Genomic DNA, 21,483 nt, shown 5'->3' with positions numbered 1-21,483 from the left:
GTATCGGAAAAAAGAGGAAATTTCCGATTAACGTTTTGAGAACTGAGTTCCCCGGCGAGCTTTGTGTAGACCGTATTTTTTACGTTCCACCATACGGCTATCACGAGTGAGGAAACCTTCTTTTTTCAAAGTAGGTTTGAGTGACTCATTAAAAGCAACAAGTGCGCGTGCCACCGCATGGCGAATGGCTCCCACTTGTCCGATCACTCCACCACCAGTTACATTAAGAGCAATGTCGTATTTGTCACGAGCTTCTAAAACGAGTAGAGGCTCAAGTGCACGGCGAACTAAGTGTTCTCCGTTTTTGATGTAATCTTTTACATCTTTATGATTCACTGTGATTTTTCCTGTTCCCGATGCAATTTTTGCTCGTGCAACAGATGTTTTGCGTCGGCCTACTGCCCAAACTGCTTTTTGCGCCATCTTATTTTAACTCCAATTTTAGGGGCTTTTGCGCACCTAGGTTGTGGTCATTACCAGCAAATACGCGGCAATTTTTTAACATTTGGTCACCTAATTTCGATTTAGGTAACATTCCCTTTACTGCTTCCATGATCACTCTTTCTGGGTTCTCTTGGATGAGTTTGTGGAAAGCGACGGCAGTCATACCACCTGGGTATCTTGAGTGGTGGTAGTAAATTTTTTGTTCTCTTTTGCGACCTGTTACAGCCACTTTAGAAGCATTAACGATGATGATGTTATCTCCACAATCCTGGTTCGGTGTGAATGTTGATTTGTGTTTTCCGCGAAGCCTGGAAGCGACTTGACTTGCCAATCTTCCAAGAGTTTTATCAGTTGCGTCCACAACAAACCACTGTTTTTGTACGGCTTCTTTTGCAATAGAAGGGGTCTTGTGGGCTTTAGACAATAGTTCCATAAGTACGAGATTTTCCTCTTTTATGTCAGGATTTTCGGTTTTCACAACGGGTCAAACAAATTTATTGGAAACGAAGCTTTGAAAGAATCAGACATCATACGCAGTTTGTTTGGGACGGTGCCTCCTCCAGAAGACGATTGTTATTTTTTGGCACCAAACCGCCTTGTGACAACGGATTCCCTATCGGAGGGAACCCATTTCCTCCACAAATGGTCAAGCCCGGCAGTCCTTGCAGGAAAACTTGTGGAAGTGAACGTATCGGACATCACAGCTTCCGGAGGCATTCCGAAAGAATGTTTTTTGAATTTAGGCCTCTCTCCCACCTCTCGGAAAAAAGAATGGGTAATGGCATTTTCCAAAGCCCTTCGTTCTTCCCTCCACCAATATGGAATGAAACTTGCGGGTGGCGACACCTTTTCTTCTCCCACAACGCAACTGGCTCTCACTGTGGTAGGCACAGTGAAAAAACCATGGCTTCGATCCGGTGGAAAACCAGGCGATTACCTCTATATCACGGGGGATTTGGGGCAAAGCCTACTTGGATACCATTGTCTGAAAAAAAACTGGAAGGAAGGCCATTACAAAGCGGCAATCCAAAGGCATCTTTTACCAAAATCAAGGCAATCCTTACAAAAACCACTGACCAAGTATCCAATCCACGCTTGTATGGATGTGACAGATGGCCTCATCCAAGATGCCGAAAGACTTGCGATTGCATCCAAAGGAAAATTAAAAATCCAAATCGAATCTCTTCCCCTCCACCCTTTAGCAAAAAAAGTATTAGGAATGGATGCCTGCCTTGGTTCAGGTGAAGAATTGGAATTATTGTTTTTATCACCGAAAATCCTCCCACCGGAAATCCAATCCATCCCCGTTACGATGATCGGCAGATTGGAAACAGGAAAACCTGGAGTTCAATTTATAAGAGAAGGTAAAAATTACCTACCAAACAATCGTGGTTTCCTTCATTTTGCTGAGGAAGAGTAAGGGAGTGTCAGTTTAAATTCAACTTTTGGTTCTACGTTTTCACCTAAATGATCAAGGATATTGGAGACCCTTATCGTTCCACCAAACTTCTGTACGGTTTCTTTGACAAAAGAAAGGCCAATTCCAAAATCAAGTGTCTCATACCGTTCGTATAAATTTTTTGTTAGGCGAAAAAATGGTTCAAAAACTAAATCCAAATATTCATTTGGGATCCCTTCTCCTATTTTTAAATCACTGCCCACAACATTGATCACAGAGAGTGAAATCGAATCGGACTTCCATTCCAGAAGCACCAAAATGGAGGATGAGTCCAATGAAAACTTCATTGCATTGATAAGGAGTTCACGAAACAGTTTTTGAAAGTACTCACGATTCCATAGTATGGAATGATTTTCCAACTGGTTTTTGCTGACATCAGAGATAAGGATTTTATGATTTTTAATTTTGGTTTGGGATTCTAAATCATTTGCGACGGACTTAAGTTCATTCCAAAATAGTGAAAGTGGAATTTCCTCTTCCGGCACTCGGCCAAAGATAATGTTTTCAATCTCAGCAAATGTATTTAATACTTTTTTTGAATAATTTGCATTCTCTTCCAAAATGGACAGGATTTCTTTTTCTAAAATATAATCACCAGTTTCAGTTTGTTTCATCCCTTTGATGATATCAATGATTTGGACAAGAATTCCAAAGCCGGCTCCTTGCGACAAACTGGCACGTAAAACATGGAACAAATTTTTATGCAATTCCTTTGCATTGAATTCCCCCGCTTCCAAAGAACGATTTTTAAAACTATACCAATCCAAAAGTTTTTCGAGAGAAATGATTTTTTCTTTTTCTAAGATGGAAGTTTTGTAATCCAAACTTCGTTTGGACAAGTGGTACTCTACTTTTTTGAGCAGTTCTTTGGGTAAAACTGGTTTGATAAGGTAATCTTGTACATTTTCTTTCATCACCTCAATGATGGAAACTGAATCAGATTCTGAGGTAATCACAAGGATAGGGATCTGAGAATTTTTTTTTCGAATTTCTCTTACAAGTTCTGCCCCTGTTCCATCTGGAAGTTTTAAATCGGTAACAATTAAATCAAACTCTCCAATGCCATCGTTCTCTAATAAGAATAAAACAGGTTTGATTCCAGAATATACTACAAACTCCGATGCAATGGAACGTAGTGCTCCCTGATAGAGAAGGGCTGTGGTAGGATCGTCTTCGACGATTAATAATTTATGTTGGGTGATCATTCCATAACTCCCAAATCATATGACGAGAGTTATGGACGAAATCATTTAGGTCCAAAAAGAAAGGGAATCATTCTTCCGTATCTTGATGTTCTAATGAAGGGTTTCGACTTTCGTTTGTCTCCCCTTTCCCGCTTTCATTGGAACTATTGGAGCTGGAATCTTGTGAATTTCCATTCCCATTTCCCCTTCGATCACGGTGTTTTTTCCTAGGAGGGCGTTTTTTGTTCCCTTCTTTTTTACGGTTCTGTTGGCCAAACTGGTGGCTGTCCGGTTTTGGTCTTTGTCTCAGTGAAATTTCCCAAAAGAATGCAGTTTGTACGGCAGATTCGTTGTTTTCGGAAATTGCGACAATTTTATACACCATAAACGCATCGTAAAAATAGTCTTTCTTTTTGAAGAAAGAATTTTGCCTTTCTTTTTCGTCGTCTGTGACTTGGAAACGAGGTTGGCTGATAAATATCTTTACCAAGTTGTCTTGTTCTCGTTTTGGAATTCCCATCCGCTCAAATACAGGCATCAAACTTTCTTTGATGTTATGCGCTAGGTGACCACGATCGTCTTCGTATAAATCTTTCACGATATCGTAAAAAATTAACGAATAAAAAATCGCCGGTGTCATTTCTTCCCTTGCAGAAAGAAGTTTGTCAGTCACTGCGAGCCTTTTCCCAAGAGGTGTGTCCATAAAATGTTCACGCCATTCGGGATCTGTTTTCTTTAATTTATCAGCAGGTTCTTTGAATAAAACATCGAGTAGATGGTTTTCAGCTAACCCTTCAAAGATGATGGAAGTTTTCCAAGTACGGAACATTTTGTTGTACTCTTCCAAAAGCCTTGCTGTGGAGGATTTTTCGAGTTCCAAACGGTTCTTTTTGATTGCCAGTTTGGTTTTTTTCTCGATGTCGAGTCCAAGTAAAACGGAAAACTTAACCGCTCGTAACATACGAACTGGATCTTCTTTAAAGGAAATGTCTGGATCACCGATGACCCGAACAATTTTCTTTTGGATGTCTTCAAACCCACCTACGTAATCCAAAATGGAATCGTTTTTAGGATCGTAAAACAGTGAATTGATGGTAAAGTCGCGTCTTGCCGCGTCTTCCTTTGCTGTACCGAAGGAATTGTCCCGCTTGATGAGATAATCGTTTTCTGCTTTGTGTTTTTCCAAACGATGTTCCGGAAGTGATCGGAACGTAGAGACTTCAATAATTTTACCTTTAAAAATGATGTGTACAATTTTAAATCGTTTACCGATGATCCGGCAGTTATTGAAGATCCTTTTGATTTGGTTTGGTGTCGCACTTGTGACAATGTCAAAATCTTTTGGGCGTTTGCCCATCAGCAGATCTCTGACTCCTCCACCGACTAAATAGGCCTTGTAACGAAACTTGTTCAATCGATTGATGATTTTGATGGCATCTTCATCGATATTGGCCCTGCGTATGGAGTGAGTTTCTCGATAGTATCTCTTTCCCTCGGGGTACATCAAAAAGGAATCGACAGAGTCGGCTTTCTTTCTGAAAAGAGAAGTGAGAAATTTAAACATATTGGATTCATCCACTTTCCCCTGAAAAATGGCATGGGCAAGGAAAAAATTGGCTGGATAACGAACATTGGCAGAAACTTACGTCACAACCGCCTACGAAAGGCTCCAAATTGCGCATTTACGGTGGAAAAAACGCTTACAAAAGTGGATTTCCCGAAGCCGAGAGAAGGTGAGTTTTGTCCTCATCCCCAATGACGAAAAACCCCTCGCCCAAATTGAAATTTCGGTAGGAATGCTCGGGTTTCTTTTTGGACTTTCTGTTTCTCTTGTTTTACTCTCCTTTGCCCTCCTCCTCTATTTTTCCTTTTTCTTTGAACGGAATCTTTCCTTAGAGAAAAAAACAGAAACCCAACTTGTCTCCTTTCTCTTCTACGACCTACTCTCCAAAGACCTCCGTGAGTCGGTAGAAGAATTGGAATCCATGACCGAATCACTCAATTTACTTGCTTGGGAAGAAATTCCAGAAAAGGAAATGATCACACAAGATTACCTTCTCAAAGAAGAGTTTCGTAAAGATGCAAGTGAACTCGATTCCAATTTACTTCTGTTCCAACAAGTTGTGACCACCTATACCCAGTTTGGTGTAAGACTTGGAAACCTAGTTCCCAATTTCCAAAATGCCATTGATTACCTTTCCATGCGGGAAAGTATATTTTATTCCATGCCAAGGGGTCGACCTTTAAAACCTGGTGTCGGTGTTGTCACTTCAACATTCGGTTACCGCAGTGATCCCTTTGGAATTTTACCCGTCGGAGAGTACCACTCAGGGATTGACTTTGCTGCAGGGGAAGGAACACCCATTTATGCAACAGGGCCTGGGATCATTGCCGTGGATACAGCAGTGGGGGGACTTGGAAAATCCGTTCGGATCAACCATGAAAATGGATTTTTTACTTTGTATGGCCACTGCTCGCAAATCCTCGTAAACCCGGGAGACCGTGTGAAACGTGGGGATAAAATTGCCCTTGTAGGACAAACCGGAAAGGCGACGGGGGCACACGTACACTACGAAGTGCGGATTGGTCTGGATGCTCCTCTGGATCCGGAAGAATACATCAACTTAGATTGATCCAATTAAAAAACCAACCTCCCTAAATGACTTTAGGAGAAGGTTGGGTTCGTTCAAAATGATTTTACCTGACTCGCATCAGAGCCAAAACAATCGAAAACAATCTGAATTAGAACTTTCCAATCAAATTAAAATCAACGGAATACACACCAGCTCCACCCACGATGAGTGCAAGTAAAAGGCCCATTGCTAAGATATGAAATTCATACCCTTCCCCTTTTTGGTTTCCATTCCAATTGATGAAAAAACCGTTATGTCTATGAGCGATAAAAGCAGCACCAAACATAATGATGGCGATTGATAGAGCGGCAAATTTAGTTAAAAATCCAACGAGTAATAACACTGGCCCAAAAGATTCACCGAGGATGATGAGAACGGCAAGGAATCCTGGGAATTTCATAGTCCCTGTAAAAAAACCATAGGTTCCTTTGAATCCGTAACCCCCAAACCAACCGAGAAGTTTTTGCGCACCGTGTGGGAAAATCACAACAAACGCCGTGATGCGAAGAATCAGAGGGATGATGTCCCCAGAAGTAGAAAATAGAGTATCAAACATTGTCAAATCTCCTTAGATCGATATTGGATAGTTTAATATTAAACCATCTAGGGTCAAGTTAATTTTATCTTATTTTTTCCCTCTCTTTTTCTCACTTGATTTGCCTTAAATTCTCCTTTCCCCAAAAAGCAAAGATTTTACCCTTTCCCCTATGTTAGATCGAATTCCGATTCCCAATCCTTTTGGCTGGGAGGGTCTCTCCACCTTCAGCCTTCTAATGATGTTAGCTTTCCTCGTTGGTTCCTATCTTCTCCCAAAAGAACTAGAACGAAAAAAATTGGACCCAAACCATTCCGATTGGTTGATTTTCCTTGGGATTTTAGGCACACTCATCGGGGCAAAAATTTTCTTTATCTTTGAAATTTGGGACCAAGTGTTCATCGATGTCCCAGGTTACGATGGAAAGTACACCTACCCTCTTACGCATTGGAATGGATTTCCCGGTCATCCTGGACTTTGGTCTTCTCTTTTCAGTGGTGGTGGACTCGTATTTTTTGGTGGCCTACTCTTTGGATGGTTATTCATCACTTTGTACTTTCGCTATTACAAACTCGATATTGGCGCTTATTATGATGCGGTAATCCCTGCCATTAGCATGGGTTATGCGATTGGTAGGCTTGGTTGTTTTGTGAGTGGAGATGGATGTTACGGATTTGCCACTGATGAAAGGATTCCATTTTTTGTTTTTGAATTCCAGGGAGCACACCCGTCAGGAGTTCCCGTTTGGAATACCCCTGTGATGGAGTCCATCATGGCATTTGGTTATTTTTCCTATTTTCAATTTTGGGCGCGTTACCAAAATTTTCGTAAGTGGAGTATTGGGGCCCAGTTTCTTATCATCCATGGATTTGCAAGGCTCATCATTGAGTTTTTACGAGTGAATAAAGCTGTGATTCCTTTTATTGAACCACCAACTCTAGTGAATATCCCAGATGCGAATGGGAACCCAACATTTCTCACTGGCTATTACTGGCATGGATTTTCACAGTCCCAATACATATCCATCGCCCTTATCCTTTTTGGTGTGTATCTAATGTTCTCCAAAAAACTTTGGTTAAAGGAAGAAACAAACGCATGAACCCCTCTCCTTTTTTTACAATCGAAAGAAGAAAAAATATTGGAATCCTTTGGTTGAACCGCCCTGAAAAACGGAATGCCATGAACTGGCCTTTTTGGCGGGACCTTCCCGATATGGTGGATGAAATCAATGCTGATCCGAAAATCCATGCATTTCTGATTGCAGGCAAAGGGAAATCCTTCTCAACAGGTCTTGATTTGGAAGAGTTTTTCCAGGAATTTAAACCGGTTGTGCAAGGGGAATTTGCAGATGGTAGAGAAAAACTCTACCAACTCATCCTCACCATGCAAAAAGGAATCAATGCTGTTTACAATTCGAAAAAACCTTCCATTGCCCTTGTCCAAAAACATTGTATTGGAGGTGGGCTTGATTTGGTTTCTGCATGTGACATACGTTATGCGTCAGAGGATGCAGTATTTTCACTTCGTGAATCGAAAGTTGCCATTGTTGCCGACATGGGTTCTTTACAAAGGCTCCCCCACCTCATTGGAAATGCCCATACAAGAGAACTTGCCCTTACAGGAAAAGACATCACAGCCAGTGATGCCTTTCAGATGGGCCTTGTCACAAAGGTAACAAAAGACTTCGATTCTTTATTAGAAGCTGGCCTAAAAACAGCAGAAGAAATTGCAGAGAACCCTACGATCGTAATCCGCGGGGTAAAACAGGTGCTAAATCATGGAATCGGAAAAACCATCGAAGAAGGGTTAGACTATGTGGCGGTTTGGAATGCAAGTATGCTTGATTCAAAAGATTTCCGCAGTGCCATTGGTGGGTTTATGGAACGAAAACGACCGGTTTTCAATCCAGAAACCCGAGTGGATTAAACAGTCTACGCGAAAACATTTAACAGTAGATGTCGAGTAACCTTTCGCTTTTTGCCACTGGACCCACTTTCTCTTCCACGGCCAACTTCATCAGTTTTTCTGTGAGTTGGTTTTGTGCCTGGAAAATTTCCTTTGGCAAATTGACAATTGGATTAATAGGTGTAGATGGAACCATAATTGGACCTCCTTTTACAATCTTTACTCCCTATTCTACCCATCGGCGATTCCGTGATTTCCTGAAGTAAAAAAAATCGATGAACCCTTTTTTTTCTCTGATCCGTGAAGCAAAACAATTGGAAGAGGAAAAGGATTTTACACGTGCATTTAATGTTTATGCACAAAGTGAAGCATATACAAAAGACGAATCAACTCTCATCAAAATCAAAGCGAAGAAAGCATGGTGTTTGTACTCGGTTGGAAATCCAAAGGAAACCGAATCTGTTTTCCAAGACATTGTCCAAAACTATCCATCACACCCTTTGAGTATCACTGTTTATTCGCGATACCTCATCAAACTGAAAAAATTTAAATCTGCAAAAGTCCTATTACAAAAAAGTATCCTGCAATTCCCTTCCTACTTAGAAAACTATCTCTTACTTGCTTCTCTACTGAAAGATATGGAACGATCAGAAGAAGCGATTGAAGTCTTAAAAAAAGCCCTTTCACAAGAACATTTGAGTAATGGACGTGGCATCGATAGAAAAGACATTTGGGCAGAACTCGGGTCATTGTACTTTTCAAGAGGTGATTTTAACTCCGCACTCGCCTCTCTTAAAAAATCCCTGAAGATGGTGGCACCAGAGGAATTCCTCCACTATGATTTACTTGCACTTTGTTACCTTGATGCAGAAGACCCTGAGAATGCGCTGACTTCCATACGTACACATATCGAATATTGTAAAGAAATTGATCCAGAAACACTGATCATCCTAGCAAGAGCACATTGCCGATTGGGAAAAGTTGATGAAGCGGCCAATAATCTCATCCAAGCATATTCCATAGAAGACTCTTTGTTTCTGAAAGCTGCTGATTTCATTGATTTTGCACCACTGCTTCGGAATGGTTTTTTTACTACCTTGGAGAACATTGAATGGGAAGAGCCATAAAACAAACGTTTGGTTCTCTAGAAGAAGAATTAAACTTTATTGAATCCTTACTCAAAAAAGAAAGAGAAATGGAACGAAATCTTTTTTTAGAAAAGGAATCACAGTTTGGGGCCATCAAATCGGCTGAACTGATTGAAATTCGATTTCTCGTTGGAAATACCTGGCGTGCCGAGTTCCAAGTAGTTCTTTCTAACAAATCCAAACTATGGTTAAAACCAGGTGTTCCCGTCCTTGTCCAAAGCCAAAACGAATCCATTTATGGGAATGTATACCAATGGAAGGATTCAAAATTCACCATCCAAGTGAGAGGAGATTACGATTGGGAAAGCGAAAACTACACGATCTCCAAATGGTTTCCTGAATCCACTTATGATTTGTACAATGAAATCATAGGAAAGGTTCGGAATGAACGAGAATCCGATTCTTACAAAAAACTCAATTGGTGTTTAGGTTATGGGAAGGGAGACAAACCGACTCCTCCCAAAAAAACAATGGATCTCCCACCAATTGATAGGATTTTTTCCATCGCTGATTATGGAATGGTGTTTGGGCCACCTGGAACAGGAAAGACCACCTTACTCATGCAAGCTGTGGACCAAATCAAAAAAAGAAAGGAATCTGTATTAACCCTTTGCCCAACCAATTTTGCTTGTGATTACATTGTAGAACAAGCAATCAAAAATGGAATCCGAGTGATTCGTCTTGGAAATTCCACTAAAATCAAAGACGATGTCTTACCCTATCACTTAGACCACCTCATCCAAACACATCCCGACCAAAAACAAATCCAAAATTGGCAAACAGAACTAAAAGCCATTCAGAAAAAAATCAATTCTTGGAAACGTAACTTTGGCAAAGAAGAAAGAGAAGAGCGAAACCAACTGCGTAGAGAAGCAAAATTTTTACTGCAAACCATTCGAGAAGCAGAATCCAATATTAGAACAAAACTACTGGATACAAGTGAACTCATCGTATCTACCTTTTCTGGATTTGGTGCAGAATTTAAAAAAGGTAGGCAATTCGATTATGTGTTTGTAGATGAAGCCACCCAAAGTGTGGATCCAGGTTGTTATATGGCCTTCTTCTCAGGGAAAAAAACATTTTTCTTCGGTGATCCAAAACAATTAGCAGTGAATTACAACCACCCAGACCATGAATCCGTGAATAGCTTTTTAGAAAAAGTTATCGAAGGGGATTCCGGGGAACGAGTTATCTTTTTAAACAAACAGTTTCGGATGAAACCAGAAATCCTTGGATTCCCGAATACAAATTATTATGAAAACAAAGTATTCACACACCCCGATCTAAGTTTTTTGCACTCCCCTGCTTTTACTGAAATTTTCGGAACCGACTCTCATCTGCTTTGGATCGATACAGCTGGGAGTGATTCTTTGGAAGGAACAGAAGGAGAGGAACTTAGTTTTTATAATGAAACAGAAGTGGATTTGATTCAAAGTTTTTTTGAAAAAGGTTTACCCAAAGATAAATCTGTCGTCATTTCACCATACAGAGGCCAGGTGGAAAAATTAATCCAAAAATCCGATGGTAAATTTTTGACCCAAACCATCGACTCCTTCCAAGGCAGAGAATCTGAAATTGTGATTTTAAGTTTTGTTCGTTCCAACCCTGATGGGGAAATCGGTTTTTTACTGAACCCAAAACGGTTGAATGTGGCTCTCACACGAGCGAAATCTTATATGATCCTTGTAGGTGATTCTGCAACCCTTTGTGTGCACAAGGAATTCCAAGACCTATACAACTACGTCGAAGCAAATGGGGAAATCCGCTCCATCTATGAATTTATGAAATGAATCAGATTTCTAATTTGAATGTACAAGTTCCATCTACCAGATTCAAAATTGTAATCCTTTCGTTTGAGATCTTGGTCTCTAAGGGAAGGTGGCTATTTACAAAACAACCCACTTTGGTTCATCCAGGGTATACACAAGTTTAAAAGCACCATCGGAGCCAGGTGGAATTTCTTTAATCGGTTCAAAATCAAAATCGGTAGTTTCATCTGCGTTTTCTTTTACCGCATTCGTCACAAGAATCTCCCAAGCTTTTGCAGTATCTTCCCCTAACTTGGATGCAGCGTTCACTTCTGCTCCAAATACATCTGTATCTCCAATTTTTAAAATTTTGCCATACCCTAGGCCTACACAGAGGAGGATCTGTTCTTCCAGAACCCGTCCTTCATTGTAGCGTTTACAGGCTTTTTGCATCTGGATGGCACATTGGATCGCTTTGTTGGTATTTCGAAAGAGAACCATTAGGCTATCCCCTTCATCTTTCATAAGGATTCCATCAAACTCATCTAAGACTGGGATGAGGATTCGTTGGGATTCATAGATGGTTTGTAAAAAATGAATGATTCCAAATTTGGCAACTCCCCTAGAGAATCCAGAAAGGTCGGTAAACATCACACACCATGTTTCTCCAAACAAATCCCAAATTCGTTTGTCGATGAAGTCTTGGTTAGAGCCGGGGCTTAACCTTTCTTCCAATAATTTTTCCAATCGTTCTTCAGAGGCGGAGGTAGCAATCGCACGTTTTTGACCCATGTGAGGGAGTATAATCTCTTTGAACGAAATGTCAATGGCAAAGCGATCGAAGATGGTCTCGAAACGAACAATATAAAGAATCATAAACATTACGATCATTCATTACCTTATCCATGGCGAATGTAGCTTCTTGGAAGGTTACGATAAACTCTGCAAGTTTGAATGTATCTGTATTTGGCTTTATGATTTTTTTCTTTCTGGCTATATACAAAAAGGTTTTGGTGTTCTGAATCCAATTGGACAAAAGTTCTTTGGCTTTTTTTTGGAATTCAGGATCAATTGAAGGCATTTCTTGACCTAAATTATTGAGCGGACAACCCTTCGAAACAAATTCATCTGGCCATTCCTAAAACCGCAGCCATTGGAGCCCTCCTACTCACAGGTTATCTAGAGGGTGCCGTTACCATCCACTTACGAGTCGATAATCCACTATGGAGCCACACCCTATTTCCTGTTTACATTGGAATCCTTCTCTTCGCAGGAATCTCGTTACGAAATCCAAAAGTTAAAGGCCTTTTCTGGAATTTTTAAAAACAGAGGTATGAATCCATGTGGGTGAATGCATTAACCATTCACCTACATAATTTTTAAGACGAGCGGAATCATCAAAATCGAAATTCCAATAAAAATAAAAACCCGAAAGTAATTCAGAATTCCCAAGTTTGGTTCTTGACCACTAGCCCAACGCGGAACAAAAACTAAAGTTTCAAATATTTGCGCTCCATTCATCAAAAAATAAATTAATAAATTTAAAAATAAAGAATACTTGGCAATCAACAAGGAATGGTTACCGATAAAATTTGTTACCTCCTGAATCCCAATCGAAGACATGATTACAAAATATTTTTCAAAACTACCATTCATATCTCATTCTTTTCCTTTAAATTTTTTGAAACTTTATCCATGATCCCTATCGCAGATTCAAAATACCGATGGACTACTTCTAATTCTCGATTGGAAAAACTATTGATCAATTGTTCTGTTTCTTTTTGTAATTTTTTAAAGATAGGTGAAAACAATTGGTTTGCTTTTTCCAAATTTGGAACAATGATTACCTTCCTTCGATCAGAAGGTAAAAATTTTCTTTTTACTAATTTTGCTTTTTCTAAACGATCAATGACTCCGGTGATTGCACCAGTTGAAAGCCCAGTCAATTTTGTCAGTTCACCAGCTGACATCTCACCATTCTCAATCAAGTATCCTAAATATTTATGGTCTGTCCCAGAAAGCCCAACATGCCGAGCGATGGTTTCGTGCATAGTAAGTGCAGTTTCAAAATACAGACGTGTTGTTTTTTTAAAATCTTCAATTTCCATTAGAGCTCATTTATCTTACTTGATAATTATCTTAGTATCTAAGATATATATTTCTTGTAAATCTATAAATTTCGAAATTCGGATCAATGATTGGATTTTGGATAGTCCTTATGATGCATTTGGACCAGGGAAATCCTAGATTATTCGTTCGAATCCAATCTGTATGAAAAATCAAAAACAAATTTTTTCTTGGTGAAATGGATTACAAAAAAGGTTACATTTGGTGAATGTGGATCTAACTCCTATCGTAAACTGCGGTTATAGGGGAAAAAGTGAAACGCTGCTCTTTTCGAAAATTAGGAGTATAACAAACTAGGATTCAATTGATGTTACAAAAACTTTTCAAACATTTCCAACCCCATACCATTTTTTTTCTCGATGCCTTCGGAGCATCCATTTCCTTACTCGTGTTATTTGCGGTGATCGTTCCCTTTCAGCCCATATTTGGAATGCCGCTGGATGCACTTTATAACTTAGGAATTTTTGCCGGGTTTTTGTTTTTTTATTCCAATACCTGCTTCATCCAAAGGCCAAAACAATGGAAATTATTTTTAGTTGGTGTGATCATTGGAAACTTGGGTTATTGTGGATTGTCCATGTTTTTCCTCATCAAACATTGGAATGAGATCCAAACCATTGGTGCCTTCTATTTTATTTGGGAAAAGATTGTGATATTGGCAATTGTATTCTATGAAGGATTCACTCTCACAAAATCAGAAGAAAACCTGAAAGGGTAACTAACAATCGAAGGTACCCTCTAAAAAAAAAAGACCCAAAGTTTCCCTTGGGTCTTTTTCGGAAGAATTGTTAGCGGAATGATTCCCTCTAACAATTTTCTACCATTCTTTTACAAAAACAGTTTAGTTTTGTTTTAACATGTTTTTGTTAACATATGGCCCTTCTTCCAAACCTTTTGTGAGTTCAGATAAAGGGATTTTTTCTTTTGAAAGGTCCTTTAAGTTTGAATACTCAGTCCCTCTTGGGTAATGAGCTTTGTCACTTGGATCGTAAAAAGGTTTAGAATCAGTGACTAGACCTTTTGAATACCTCCAAACGCTTTTTGCCGGATCTTGTCCGACAACAAAACATTTAGGGCTCATATAACCTTCGTTTTTCGCAGTTTGAATTTTCACAAAATACTTCGGTGCCCATACGTTATGATTACGTGCATCAAATACTTTTACAACCGTTCCAACAGGGACAAACTCTACTACTTTCGAATTAGAATCTGGTTCTGAATACAATGGAACTGTAAAATCCAAACTTGCTTTGTTGGTTTTGGCATCACAATTTTTGTGCCAAGTCACTTCAGCGTTTTTGGAACAAGCGGTTACGCTCATTCCAACAATAAGTAGTGTTACTAATTTTTGTTTCAAAACAATTCTCCTATTGGTGGTGGTGAAGGCACTCGTCCAAACGAGGGTCACCAACCGGAACTAAACTATGTTTTTCGAACTTTTTGAAGACAAAGAAACCAAAAAGACCAACCACACCCACAGTGCCGCCGAAAGCTAAAACAAAGTGAAGGATTGAAAATTTTTCAAAGTTTGCAGGGAATACCAACCAGAAAAGTTCAAAGAACTGAACAAGTAAGATCCAAGCCGCAAGTTTCCAAAGGAAATCGATGTTTCGTTTGTTTGGACGATTGAGTAATAGTAGGAACGGAATCACAAACTTCACAAATGGAAGGATAAGTGTTGTGTACCCCCAACCTCCAGTCATACGCATCTCATAGAAAAAAGTTTCTTCTGGGATGTTTGCATACCAAATGAGCATAAACTGAGAGAATCCCACATAGGCCCAAAACGTTGTCATTCCAAGTAAAAACTTTGCAATGTCATGGTAATGGTTTTCATTCACTGCTTCGCCGAGAAATCCATTTTTCTTGAGAATCGCAATGACAATCAAATACGATGCAAGAGAAGTTTGGAACGCACCGGCAAACGCATACACACCAAACATGGTTGAGAACCAATGTGGGGAAAGTGACATGAGTAAATCAAATGACATGAGGCACCAGGACAATGCGAAGAAGAGGATGAACCCTCCCGAAATCTTGGCAAGAGTCTTTGTGGTATCTACAACTTTGTCTTTGTCTTGGCCTACCGATTTTCCGTGGAAAATGTAAGCAAACACAGACCACACACCAATGAATAGTACACATCGGATGATGAAAGCAGTTGGATTTAAATAACCTGCTTTGTGGTGGATGAGGTGGTCGTTTTCACGAACACTAGCATCTGCCCATTCATACAAATCATGCATGCCAAAGATCACACCTACAAGTAGAAGTCCTGCCACTGGTGCAAAAAGTCCGTATGTTTCAAAAATCCTACGAACCGTTACAGACCACTGAGATCCTGTTAGGTGTTGGATTGCCGTAAAGAAAATTCCTGTAATGGCAAGTCCAATCACGAAGTAAGCGCCAATGAGTAAAATATGGTATCCTAAATTCGTATGGTGGAAATGACCAGCCTCGTCCATATGGCGAGACGTCTCATGTCCAAATCCAAAAAAGGCGATGAGAAAACTCACCACTCCCACTCCGATCATGGCAATGAGTGCATTACGAACGGACACTGGCAGTTTGAACTGCAATAATGATTCGTCTAGTTTCGCTGCTTTTGTAGAGCTCATAATTTCCCCTAGTTCGCCTTTTTATTTTTCACTTCATATTCTTGAAGTTTGCGGATGTAAGCAATGAGCTTCCATCTGTCTTCTGGCTCGATCTGGTAAGCATAACTTCCCATGCGACCCCGGCCCATCGTGATGATGTGGTAGATTTGTCCATCAGTCCAACCTTTCACAATATCAGAGACAAGTGCAGGCACAGGACCTTCAAATCTTGGAGCTGGTCCAACAACATTTCCATTTCCTAAACCTTGTACTCCATGGCATGGGGTACAGTATGTTTGGTAGCGTTTTTCTCCAATCATCAGGTCCCCTAAGCTCGCTTTAGCGATCGGGTTCTTTAACCCTTTGTCAGGACCATTGAGTAAGTCTGGTGTCGCCACAGTTGCATAAGGGTATGGATAGTATCCGACTGGGATCGCACCTTTGGGTGGGATACGCGAAGCCGATCCATTGGATGCAAACGAATCATCCTCTTGTGACTCTCTTGCAGGAGAGTCATACATATTCGGAAAGTATTCATAAACAGGAGTTTTATAATCACAGTTTGCGACAAAAACGACTGCCGCGAGTGCGAAAACTCGAAAGATGTTTTGTTTCATTTTTGGTTCTCCGGTTTCACTACGGTGACTTCGGATCCGCCAAGGCTTTTTACAAACGAAACCACATCGGACTCGTTATAACCCTTTGCAGACTTTGGAATCCAAAGGCCGAATTTATGAGACGTCAAATCCGGGTGAAGGATACGACGAGTTGCTTTGGGAATACCGCTTAAAAAACATAAAGCAGCAACGGTATAAATCCCTGCCGAGAATACAGTTAATTCAAAGATGATTGGCACATACGCAAACCATGCATTGAGAGACTTTCCCGAAATATTGAGAGGCCAGTCATGTGCATGTGTTAGGTATTGGAATAAAATCCCAATGGTGCATCCAAAAATCCCAGCAAAGAAAGTGACCCAAGGAAGACCTGACCTTGGTGTTCCCATGGCTTCGTCTATTCCGTGCACTGGGTAAGGGAGGATACAATCGAATCCGATGTAATCCTTTGCCTTTGTTTTCTCCGCAGCATGCATAATGGCTTCAGGAGTGTCAAAAATCCCGAGTACACCTTCATCCATTTCTTTGTATTTGTGAAACTGTTCTAATTTTGGAAGATACATACTAGTGGTGTGCTCCTTCTTTTTGTGGCATCACTGTTTTTACTTCTGCAATGGCAATCACTGGCATGATTCGGCACCAGAGAAGGAAGAGAGTAAAGAAGATACCAAACGTTCCGATTAACATCGCGTAGTCGAAAAGACTTGGTGTATACATGGCCCAACTGGATGGTAAAAAGTCACGGTTCAGTGTCATCATGATCACAAATCGTTCAAACCACATACCCACGTTTACCACAAGTGAGGCAATAAACATCACTGGGATGTTGTAACGAAGTTTGCGGAACCAGAAAACTTGCGGTGACAATACGTTACAGGAGATCATAATGAAGTAAGCCCAACCATACGGTCCAAATGCTCTGTTCCAGAATGCAAATCCTTCATATTCGTTTCCAGAATACCAAGCGATGAAAAACTCTGTTCCGTAAGCAAGACCTACGATAAGACCTGTCACCATCATGATTTTATTCATGTTGTCCAAGTGTTTCATCGTGATGTAGTTCTTTAAGTTGAACACTTCACGAGCAATGACCATAAGGGTTACCACCATCGCAAATCCGGAGAAAATCGCACCGGCAACGAAGTATGGAGGGAAGATGGTCGTGTGCCAACCTGGGAGGATGGAAACCGCGAAGTCGAAGGATACGATCGTATGCACCGAAAGAACGAGTGGAGTGGAAAGTGCTGCAAGGATCATGGAAACGATTTCCAAATGAGACCAAGCTCTCGCCGATCCAACCCAACCAAAGGCGAGGATGTTGTATAAGTTCTTTCTCCAAGTTTCTGTGGCACGATCTCTGAGTGTTGCAAGGTCAGGGATAAGACCCAAATACCAGAACACCATCGAAATCGAAAGGTATGTGGAAACCGCAAATGTATCCCAGATCAGTGGGGAACGGAAGTTCACCCAAAGTGGACCTCTTTCGTTTGGATATGGAAAGAGCCAAAATCCAAGCCATGGACGACCGACGTGGAGGATGAGGTTCGATGCCGCTACAAGAACGGCAAAGATGGTCATCGCTTCCGCAGCACGGTTGATCCCTGTTCTCCAACCTTGGCGGAACAGGTATAAAACGGCAGAAATCAAAGTTCCTGCGTGACCGATACCAATCCAAAATACGAAGTTAACGACGAAAAATCCCCAACCAACTGGGTTGTTGATCCCAAGGAGGTAAAGGCCTTCGTAAAACAAATAACCGATAATGGCTACGTCAATCAGGGTGATCGTAAGAACCAACAAGAAAGTATTCCACCAAAGTTTGGTTGGGAAATCTTCGTTTGGTTTTGCGATATCAACGGTTACATCTTTAAGCGATTTCCCGCCTGTGACCAGGTCGGGGATATCTAATTTATCTCTAACTGCTTGTGTTAATGACATTCCCTTTGTGTTCTCCCTGTTAAACTTCGTTTCGAACTCGGGTCAAATAATTGACAGCAGGTCCGATGTTTAGGTATTCCAGAAGTTTGTAAGACCTAGGGTCTTTCAAGAGCTTCGCTACTTTTGATTCAGGATCGTTTACGTTACCGAACACAATGGCACCAGAGGCACAAGTTTGTTCACAAGCGGCTTTCACTTCCCCATCTTTCAGAGTGCGGCCTTCGTTTTTCGCTGCGATTTTTTTCTCAGCGACTCGAGACGCACAGAAGTTACATTTTTCCATCACCCCTCGAGAACGAACAGTTACATCTGGGTTCAAACCAAGGTTTCTTGGAGGACGAGCCTTAAATGTAGGAGTTGCATCACCAAGTAAGCTGTGTTCATTCCAATGTTCTAACCAGTTAAAACGACGCACTTTGTAAGGGCAGTTGTTGGAACAATAACGTGTTCCCACACAACGGTTGTAAACCATGTCGTTTGTTCCTTCTGAACTGTGAACGGTGGCAGCCACTGGACAAACTGTCTCACAAGGAGCGTTATCACAATGTTGGCACATCAAAGGTTGGTGGGCAATTTCAAGTGATTCTGGTTTTTCAGGATCACCGATGTAGTAACGGTCAATTCGAAGCCAATGCATCTCACGACCCATTCTCACTTCGTCACGTCCTACCATCGGCACGTTGTTTTCAATGTTACATGCAACAACACAAGCACCACAACCTGAACAAGAAGTAAGGTCCACTGCCATTCCCCATTTGTATCCTGGGTAAGCAAATTGGCTTCCTGGTTGGTCAGAAGGAGCGTTTGCACCTTGAGCCCTTTGCAGTTTGCCATCGACTAAGATTTTTGGGATCTCAGGTTCTGGGATTCCTGCACTTGGATTTTTAGAATAGTCTTGTAGTTTTGCGGAAATGATAAGAGGTCTTTCTTTCCATTCCACACCCATCATCACACCCGGGCTCATCATATGGTGGTCCTGAGTGGTAGCGAGTTTGTATTTTTTTCCAGTTGGGGAAAGAGTGATGGATAAACCAGAGTAAACAAAAGCTCCATTTACTTCGGCCGCAAGGAGACTCGCATTTTTACCAACACCGTTTCCAATCTCACCAACGTTTGTCCTTCCGTAACCAAGGGCAATTCCCACTGCTTCTGGATGAAGCCCTGGTTGTACTAGCGCTGGAAGCTCAAAAGACTTTCCATTTACGGTTACTGTCACCACATCGTTTAGTTTGATTCCCGACGAACGAGAGTATTGTGGGCTGATTGCCACATAATTGTCCCAAGTCACTTTGGAAACTGGATCTGGAAGTTCTTGGAGTTGGGAGTTGTTTGCTCTTTCTCCTGTTCCGAGAGCTGTACTCTCGTAAAGGGCAACAGTTAAACCAGATTTGCTAGGTGCAAGTGGTGTAATGGTCCCTCGGAAAGAACGACCTGCTTTGTCCGCTTTTGGATTTCCAGAAACAAGGACACCTTTGCGAAGTAAGTCTTCCCAATTGGTTTTTTTCGAGTATTTTGCTTTGAGGTATTCATAGAGCGACTCGGAACCAAGTAACTTTCCGCCAGCCCAACCAATGAGCATATCTTCAAATGCTTTGGATTGGAATAGAGGTCTGATGGTTGGTTGTTGGATGGCAACAACCCCAGCTACAGATTCGTTATCACCCCAAGACTCAAGGAAGTGTGATACTGGCGCAAGCCAGTTGGAAGCAAGGGCAGTTTCATCCGCACGGTCAGAAACTTGAACCACTTGTGCTGCTTCATGGAGGAGTTTTTTCCACTCATCCCCATTTGGCGCTTCATACACAGGGTTCACACCATAAAGGATGACCACTCCGGCCTTTCTTTCTTTTAAGTCTTTTGCAAGAGATTTTAAGTTTTCAGCGTAATTGGATTTTCCTTCTTTCAAAGGATTTCCAGCATCGATGGTTTTTCCATCGTTACCGAGCATGCTGTTTAACATGTTCACAGCGATTTGTAAATCCACTGCATCTTCTGTTAATGTGTTGGAACCACCAGAAACCACAAGGGATTCACCCTTCGCAGAAGCTAATGCTTTCGCAGTGCGAACCACAACTTCTTTGGAAATTCCAAGTTCAGAAGCTGTTGTATCCACGTTGATTCCGGAAACACCAGTTGCTCCACCCACTCCCAAATCAGAGAGAGCCTTCGCAATGAGCAGGGCAAACTTTCTTTGGTCACCAGGTTTTAATGGAACTCTTTGGTCAGCATTCGATCCTGTCATAGACGGATGCGATTCTGCTGCGATGAAAACATTCATCGATTTCGAGTTTTTTTGTAAGTCTCTGCGTTTCGAAAAGTCATTGTGGTAGTTGACTTGGTTTAAGAAATCACTATCAATCGAAAGGATTACTTTTGCTTTGTCAAAGTGGTAGTTCGGTAGAACTGCTTTTCCGTATGATTTTTCTTGTGCGATGGTAATGGCATCATCAGAAGAAGCAAAAGCCACTTCTAAGTGTTTTCCACCACCTACAGAACGTAAAAATTCAGAAACAAATTCTTTGGTTGCAGGAGAAGAAAGAGGTTTGGTTACAATTACCGTCTTTCCTTTGTTTGCTTGTAACTTTTCTTTTACGTCTTTATCCAGAACAAACCAGTCACTAGATTTAGCGACACCATTCACAATTTGTTGTGGTTCTTTTGCACGGTCTGCGTCGTAAAGATCAAAAATAGAAGCTTGCCCAGAAGCACATAAAGCACCTTCTGAAATTGGGTGGCTTGGGTTTCCTTCGAGTTTTAAAGGACGGCCATCTTTTGCTTTTACGAGAACCCCACAACCAACAGAACATCCACCGCATACTGATGCATAGTGGTAAGAGTGTCCATGTTTTACGAAGTCATATTGTTCTACTTCGTTGTTGTCTGGATTTTTAATGGTTAGGTTCACATAAGGAACAATTTTTTCAGCAGGTTTTTGGATACAACCAACAGTTGTCATCACAACCGATGCACCCATAAACTTAAGGAATGTTTTTCTATCAAAGTCACCCTTTTTGATTTTTGCAATCAATGGATCTGGTGATTTGTAGAACTCTTGTTTTTGGAGTTCTTTTTCGCGAGAAGTACCGCGAAGTTCATAAGACTGCCAAAGCGATTTTTTTTCTTTTTGGAAACTATCGTCTTTCATCAT

The 21,483-nt window shown here is 41.0% G+C and carries 23 protein-coding genes; 8 read left to right on the top strand and 15 right to left on the bottom strand.

Going from position 1 to position 21,483, the window contains the following annotated elements; genetic code table 11:
* Window positions 1-27: 27 nt before the first annotated feature.
* Together rpsI and rplM are read right to left on the bottom strand one after the other, a co-directional pair.
* Window positions 28-423, bottom strand: coding sequence for a 30S ribosomal protein S9 (gene rpsI, locus EHQ62_RS05960; protein ID WP_015675896.1), 396 nt, complete (start codon window positions 421-423; stop codon window positions 28-30).
* A 1-nt stretch (window position 424) separates the two neighbouring features.
* The gene (rplM, locus tag EHQ62_RS05955; protein ID WP_135641282.1) at window positions 425-877 is read right to left on the bottom strand and encodes a 50S ribosomal protein L13; all 453 of its coding nucleotides are present in this window, start codon (window positions 875-877) and stop codon (window positions 425-427) included.
* Between the two features lie 78 nt (window positions 878-955).
* Between rplM and thiL the strand changes: the two genes are divergently transcribed.
* Window positions 956-1,864 (top strand): thiamine-phosphate kinase, encoded by a 909-nt coding sequence (thiL, locus tag EHQ62_RS05950; protein ID WP_135641281.1) that lies wholly within the window; start codon window positions 956-958, stop codon window positions 1,862-1,864.
* Here thiL and EHQ62_RS05945 read toward each other — a convergent pair.
* Both EHQ62_RS05945 and pcnB read right to left on the bottom strand, forming a co-directional pair.
* On the bottom strand, window positions 1,843-3,108 hold the full coding sequence (locus EHQ62_RS05945) for an ATP-binding response regulator (RefSeq protein ID WP_135641280.1): 1,266 nt from the start codon (window positions 3,106-3,108) through the stop codon (window positions 1,843-1,845). The genes thiL and EHQ62_RS05945 overlap by 22 nt on opposite strands.
* A gap of 67 nt (window positions 3,109-3,175) precedes the next feature.
* Entirely contained in the window at window positions 3,176-4,651 is a 1,476-nt protein-coding gene (gene pcnB / locus EHQ62_RS05940; RefSeq protein ID WP_135641279.1) for a polynucleotide adenylyltransferase PcnB, read from the bottom strand.
* A 67-nt stretch (window positions 4,652-4,718) separates the two neighbouring features.
* On the opposite strand from pcnB, the gene EHQ62_RS05935 reads away from it, so the two are divergent.
* On the top strand, window positions 4,719-5,720 hold the full coding sequence (locus EHQ62_RS05935) for a M23 family metallopeptidase (RefSeq protein WP_135641278.1): 1,002 nt from the start codon (window positions 4,719-4,721) through the stop codon (window positions 5,718-5,720).
* Window positions 5,721-5,829: 109 nt separating this feature from the next.
* Here EHQ62_RS05935 and EHQ62_RS05930 read toward each other — a convergent pair whose 3' ends face one another.
* Entirely contained in the window at window positions 5,830-6,276 is a 447-nt protein-coding gene (locus EHQ62_RS05930; protein WP_135641277.1) for a DoxX family protein, read from the bottom strand.
* Window positions 6,277-6,427: 151 nt separating this feature from the next.
* On the opposite strand from EHQ62_RS05930, the gene EHQ62_RS05925 reads away from it, so the two are divergent.
* Window positions 6,428-7,354, top strand: a complete 927-nt coding sequence (locus EHQ62_RS05925; RefSeq protein ID WP_135641276.1) for a prolipoprotein diacylglyceryl transferase — start codon at window positions 6,428-6,430, stop codon at window positions 7,352-7,354.
* Window positions 7,351-8,181 (top strand): crotonase/enoyl-CoA hydratase family protein, encoded by an 831-nt coding sequence (locus EHQ62_RS05920; RefSeq protein ID WP_135641275.1) that lies wholly within the window; start codon window positions 7,351-7,353, stop codon window positions 8,179-8,181. Before EHQ62_RS05925 ends, EHQ62_RS05920 begins: the two co-directional genes overlap by 4 nt.
* Before the next feature lie 19 nt (window positions 8,182-8,200).
* Here the strand turns inward: EHQ62_RS05920 and EHQ62_RS18545 are convergent, their stop codons facing one another.
* Window positions 8,201-8,356, bottom strand: a complete 156-nt coding sequence (locus EHQ62_RS18545) for a hypothetical protein (RefSeq protein WP_167481422.1) — start codon at window positions 8,354-8,356, stop codon at window positions 8,201-8,203.
* Between the two features lie 79 nt (window positions 8,357-8,435).
* Here EHQ62_RS18545 and EHQ62_RS05915 point away from each other — a divergent pair, with 79 nt between their 5' ends.
* On the top strand, window positions 8,436-9,287 hold the full coding sequence (locus EHQ62_RS05915) for a tetratricopeptide repeat protein (RefSeq protein ID WP_135641274.1): 852 nt from the start codon (window positions 8,436-8,438) through the stop codon (window positions 9,285-9,287).
* On the top strand, window positions 9,272-11,098 hold the full coding sequence (locus EHQ62_RS05910) for an AAA domain-containing protein (RefSeq protein WP_135641273.1): 1,827 nt from the start codon (window positions 9,272-9,274) through the stop codon (window positions 11,096-11,098). Before EHQ62_RS05915 ends, EHQ62_RS05910 begins: the two co-directional genes overlap by 16 nt.
* Before the next feature lie 96 nt (window positions 11,099-11,194).
* Here the strand turns inward: EHQ62_RS05910 and EHQ62_RS05905 are convergent, their stop codons facing one another.
* The gene (locus tag EHQ62_RS05905) at window positions 11,195-11,848 is read right to left on the bottom strand and encodes an adenylate/guanylate cyclase domain-containing protein (RefSeq protein ID WP_135641272.1); all 654 of its coding nucleotides are present in this window, start codon (window positions 11,846-11,848) and stop codon (window positions 11,195-11,197) included.
* A 31-nt stretch (window positions 11,849-11,879) separates the two neighbouring features.
* Entirely contained in the window at window positions 11,880-12,137 is a 258-nt protein-coding gene (locus EHQ62_RS05900) for a hypothetical protein (protein ID WP_244241648.1), read from the bottom strand.
* Window positions 12,138-12,178: 41 nt separating this feature from the next.
* Between EHQ62_RS05900 and EHQ62_RS05895 the strand changes: the two genes are divergently transcribed.
* Window positions 12,179-12,379 carry a DoxX family protein gene (locus EHQ62_RS05895; RefSeq protein ID WP_425269527.1) on the top strand — a complete coding sequence of 67 codons (201 nt, stop codon included), beginning with the start codon at window positions 12,179-12,181 and terminating at the stop codon, window positions 12,377-12,379.
* Window positions 12,380-12,708: 329 nt separating this feature from the next.
* Here the strand turns inward: EHQ62_RS05895 and EHQ62_RS05885 are convergent, their stop codons facing one another.
* Entirely contained in the window at window positions 12,709-13,164 is a 456-nt protein-coding gene (locus tag EHQ62_RS05885) for a MarR family winged helix-turn-helix transcriptional regulator (RefSeq protein ID WP_135641270.1), read from the bottom strand.
* Between the two features lie 326 nt (window positions 13,165-13,490).
* On the opposite strand from EHQ62_RS05885, the gene EHQ62_RS05880 reads away from it, so the two are divergent.
* Window positions 13,491-13,901, top strand: a complete 411-nt coding sequence (locus EHQ62_RS05880) for a hypothetical protein (protein WP_135641269.1) — start codon at window positions 13,491-13,493, stop codon at window positions 13,899-13,901.
* Between the two features lie 123 nt (window positions 13,902-14,024).
* Here EHQ62_RS05880 and EHQ62_RS05875 read toward each other — a convergent pair whose 3' ends face one another.
* From EHQ62_RS05875 to EHQ62_RS05850, 6 genes are read right to left on the bottom strand one after another with little or no spacing between them, the layout of a single operon-like run.
* A complete protein-coding gene (locus EHQ62_RS05875) occupies window positions 14,025-14,540 on the bottom strand; it encodes an Lsa16 family lipoprotein adhesin (protein ID WP_135641268.1) in 516 nt (171 codons plus the stop codon).
* Window positions 14,541-14,550: 10 nt separating this feature from the next.
* Window positions 14,551-15,801 (bottom strand): hypothetical protein, encoded by a 1,251-nt coding sequence (locus tag EHQ62_RS05870; protein ID WP_135641267.1) that lies wholly within the window; start codon window positions 15,799-15,801, stop codon window positions 14,551-14,553.
* An 8-nt stretch (window positions 15,802-15,809) separates the two neighbouring features.
* A complete protein-coding gene (locus tag EHQ62_RS05865) occupies window positions 15,810-16,397 on the bottom strand; it encodes a c-type cytochrome (protein ID WP_135641266.1) in 588 nt (195 codons plus the stop codon).
* Window positions 16,394-16,960 (bottom strand): DUF3341 domain-containing protein, encoded by a 567-nt coding sequence (locus EHQ62_RS05860; RefSeq protein ID WP_135641265.1) that lies wholly within the window; start codon window positions 16,958-16,960, stop codon window positions 16,394-16,396. The genes EHQ62_RS05865 and EHQ62_RS05860 overlap by 4 nt, the downstream gene beginning before the upstream one ends.
* Before the next feature lies 1 nt (window position 16,961).
* Complete coding sequence (nrfD, locus tag EHQ62_RS05855; protein WP_135641264.1) at window positions 16,962-18,335, bottom strand: NrfD/PsrC family molybdoenzyme membrane anchor subunit; 1,374 nt, start codon at window positions 18,333-18,335, stop codon at window positions 16,962-16,964.
* Between the two features lie 19 nt (window positions 18,336-18,354).
* Window positions 18,355-21,480, bottom strand: a complete 3,126-nt coding sequence (locus tag EHQ62_RS05850) for a TAT-variant-translocated molybdopterin oxidoreductase (protein ID WP_208720635.1) — start codon at window positions 21,478-21,480, stop codon at window positions 18,355-18,357.
* Between the last annotated feature and the right edge of the window lie 3 nt (window positions 21,481-21,483).

Origin of the sequence: Leptospira jelokensis (assembly GCF_004769635.1) — a bacterium.
In the GTDB taxonomy this organism is placed as follows: domain Bacteria; phylum Spirochaetota; class Leptospiria; order Leptospirales; family Leptospiraceae; genus Leptospira_A; species Leptospira_A jelokensis.
Note: the sequence above shows the minus strand (reverse complement) of the source record. Positions and strands in the feature narration are given on the sequence as shown.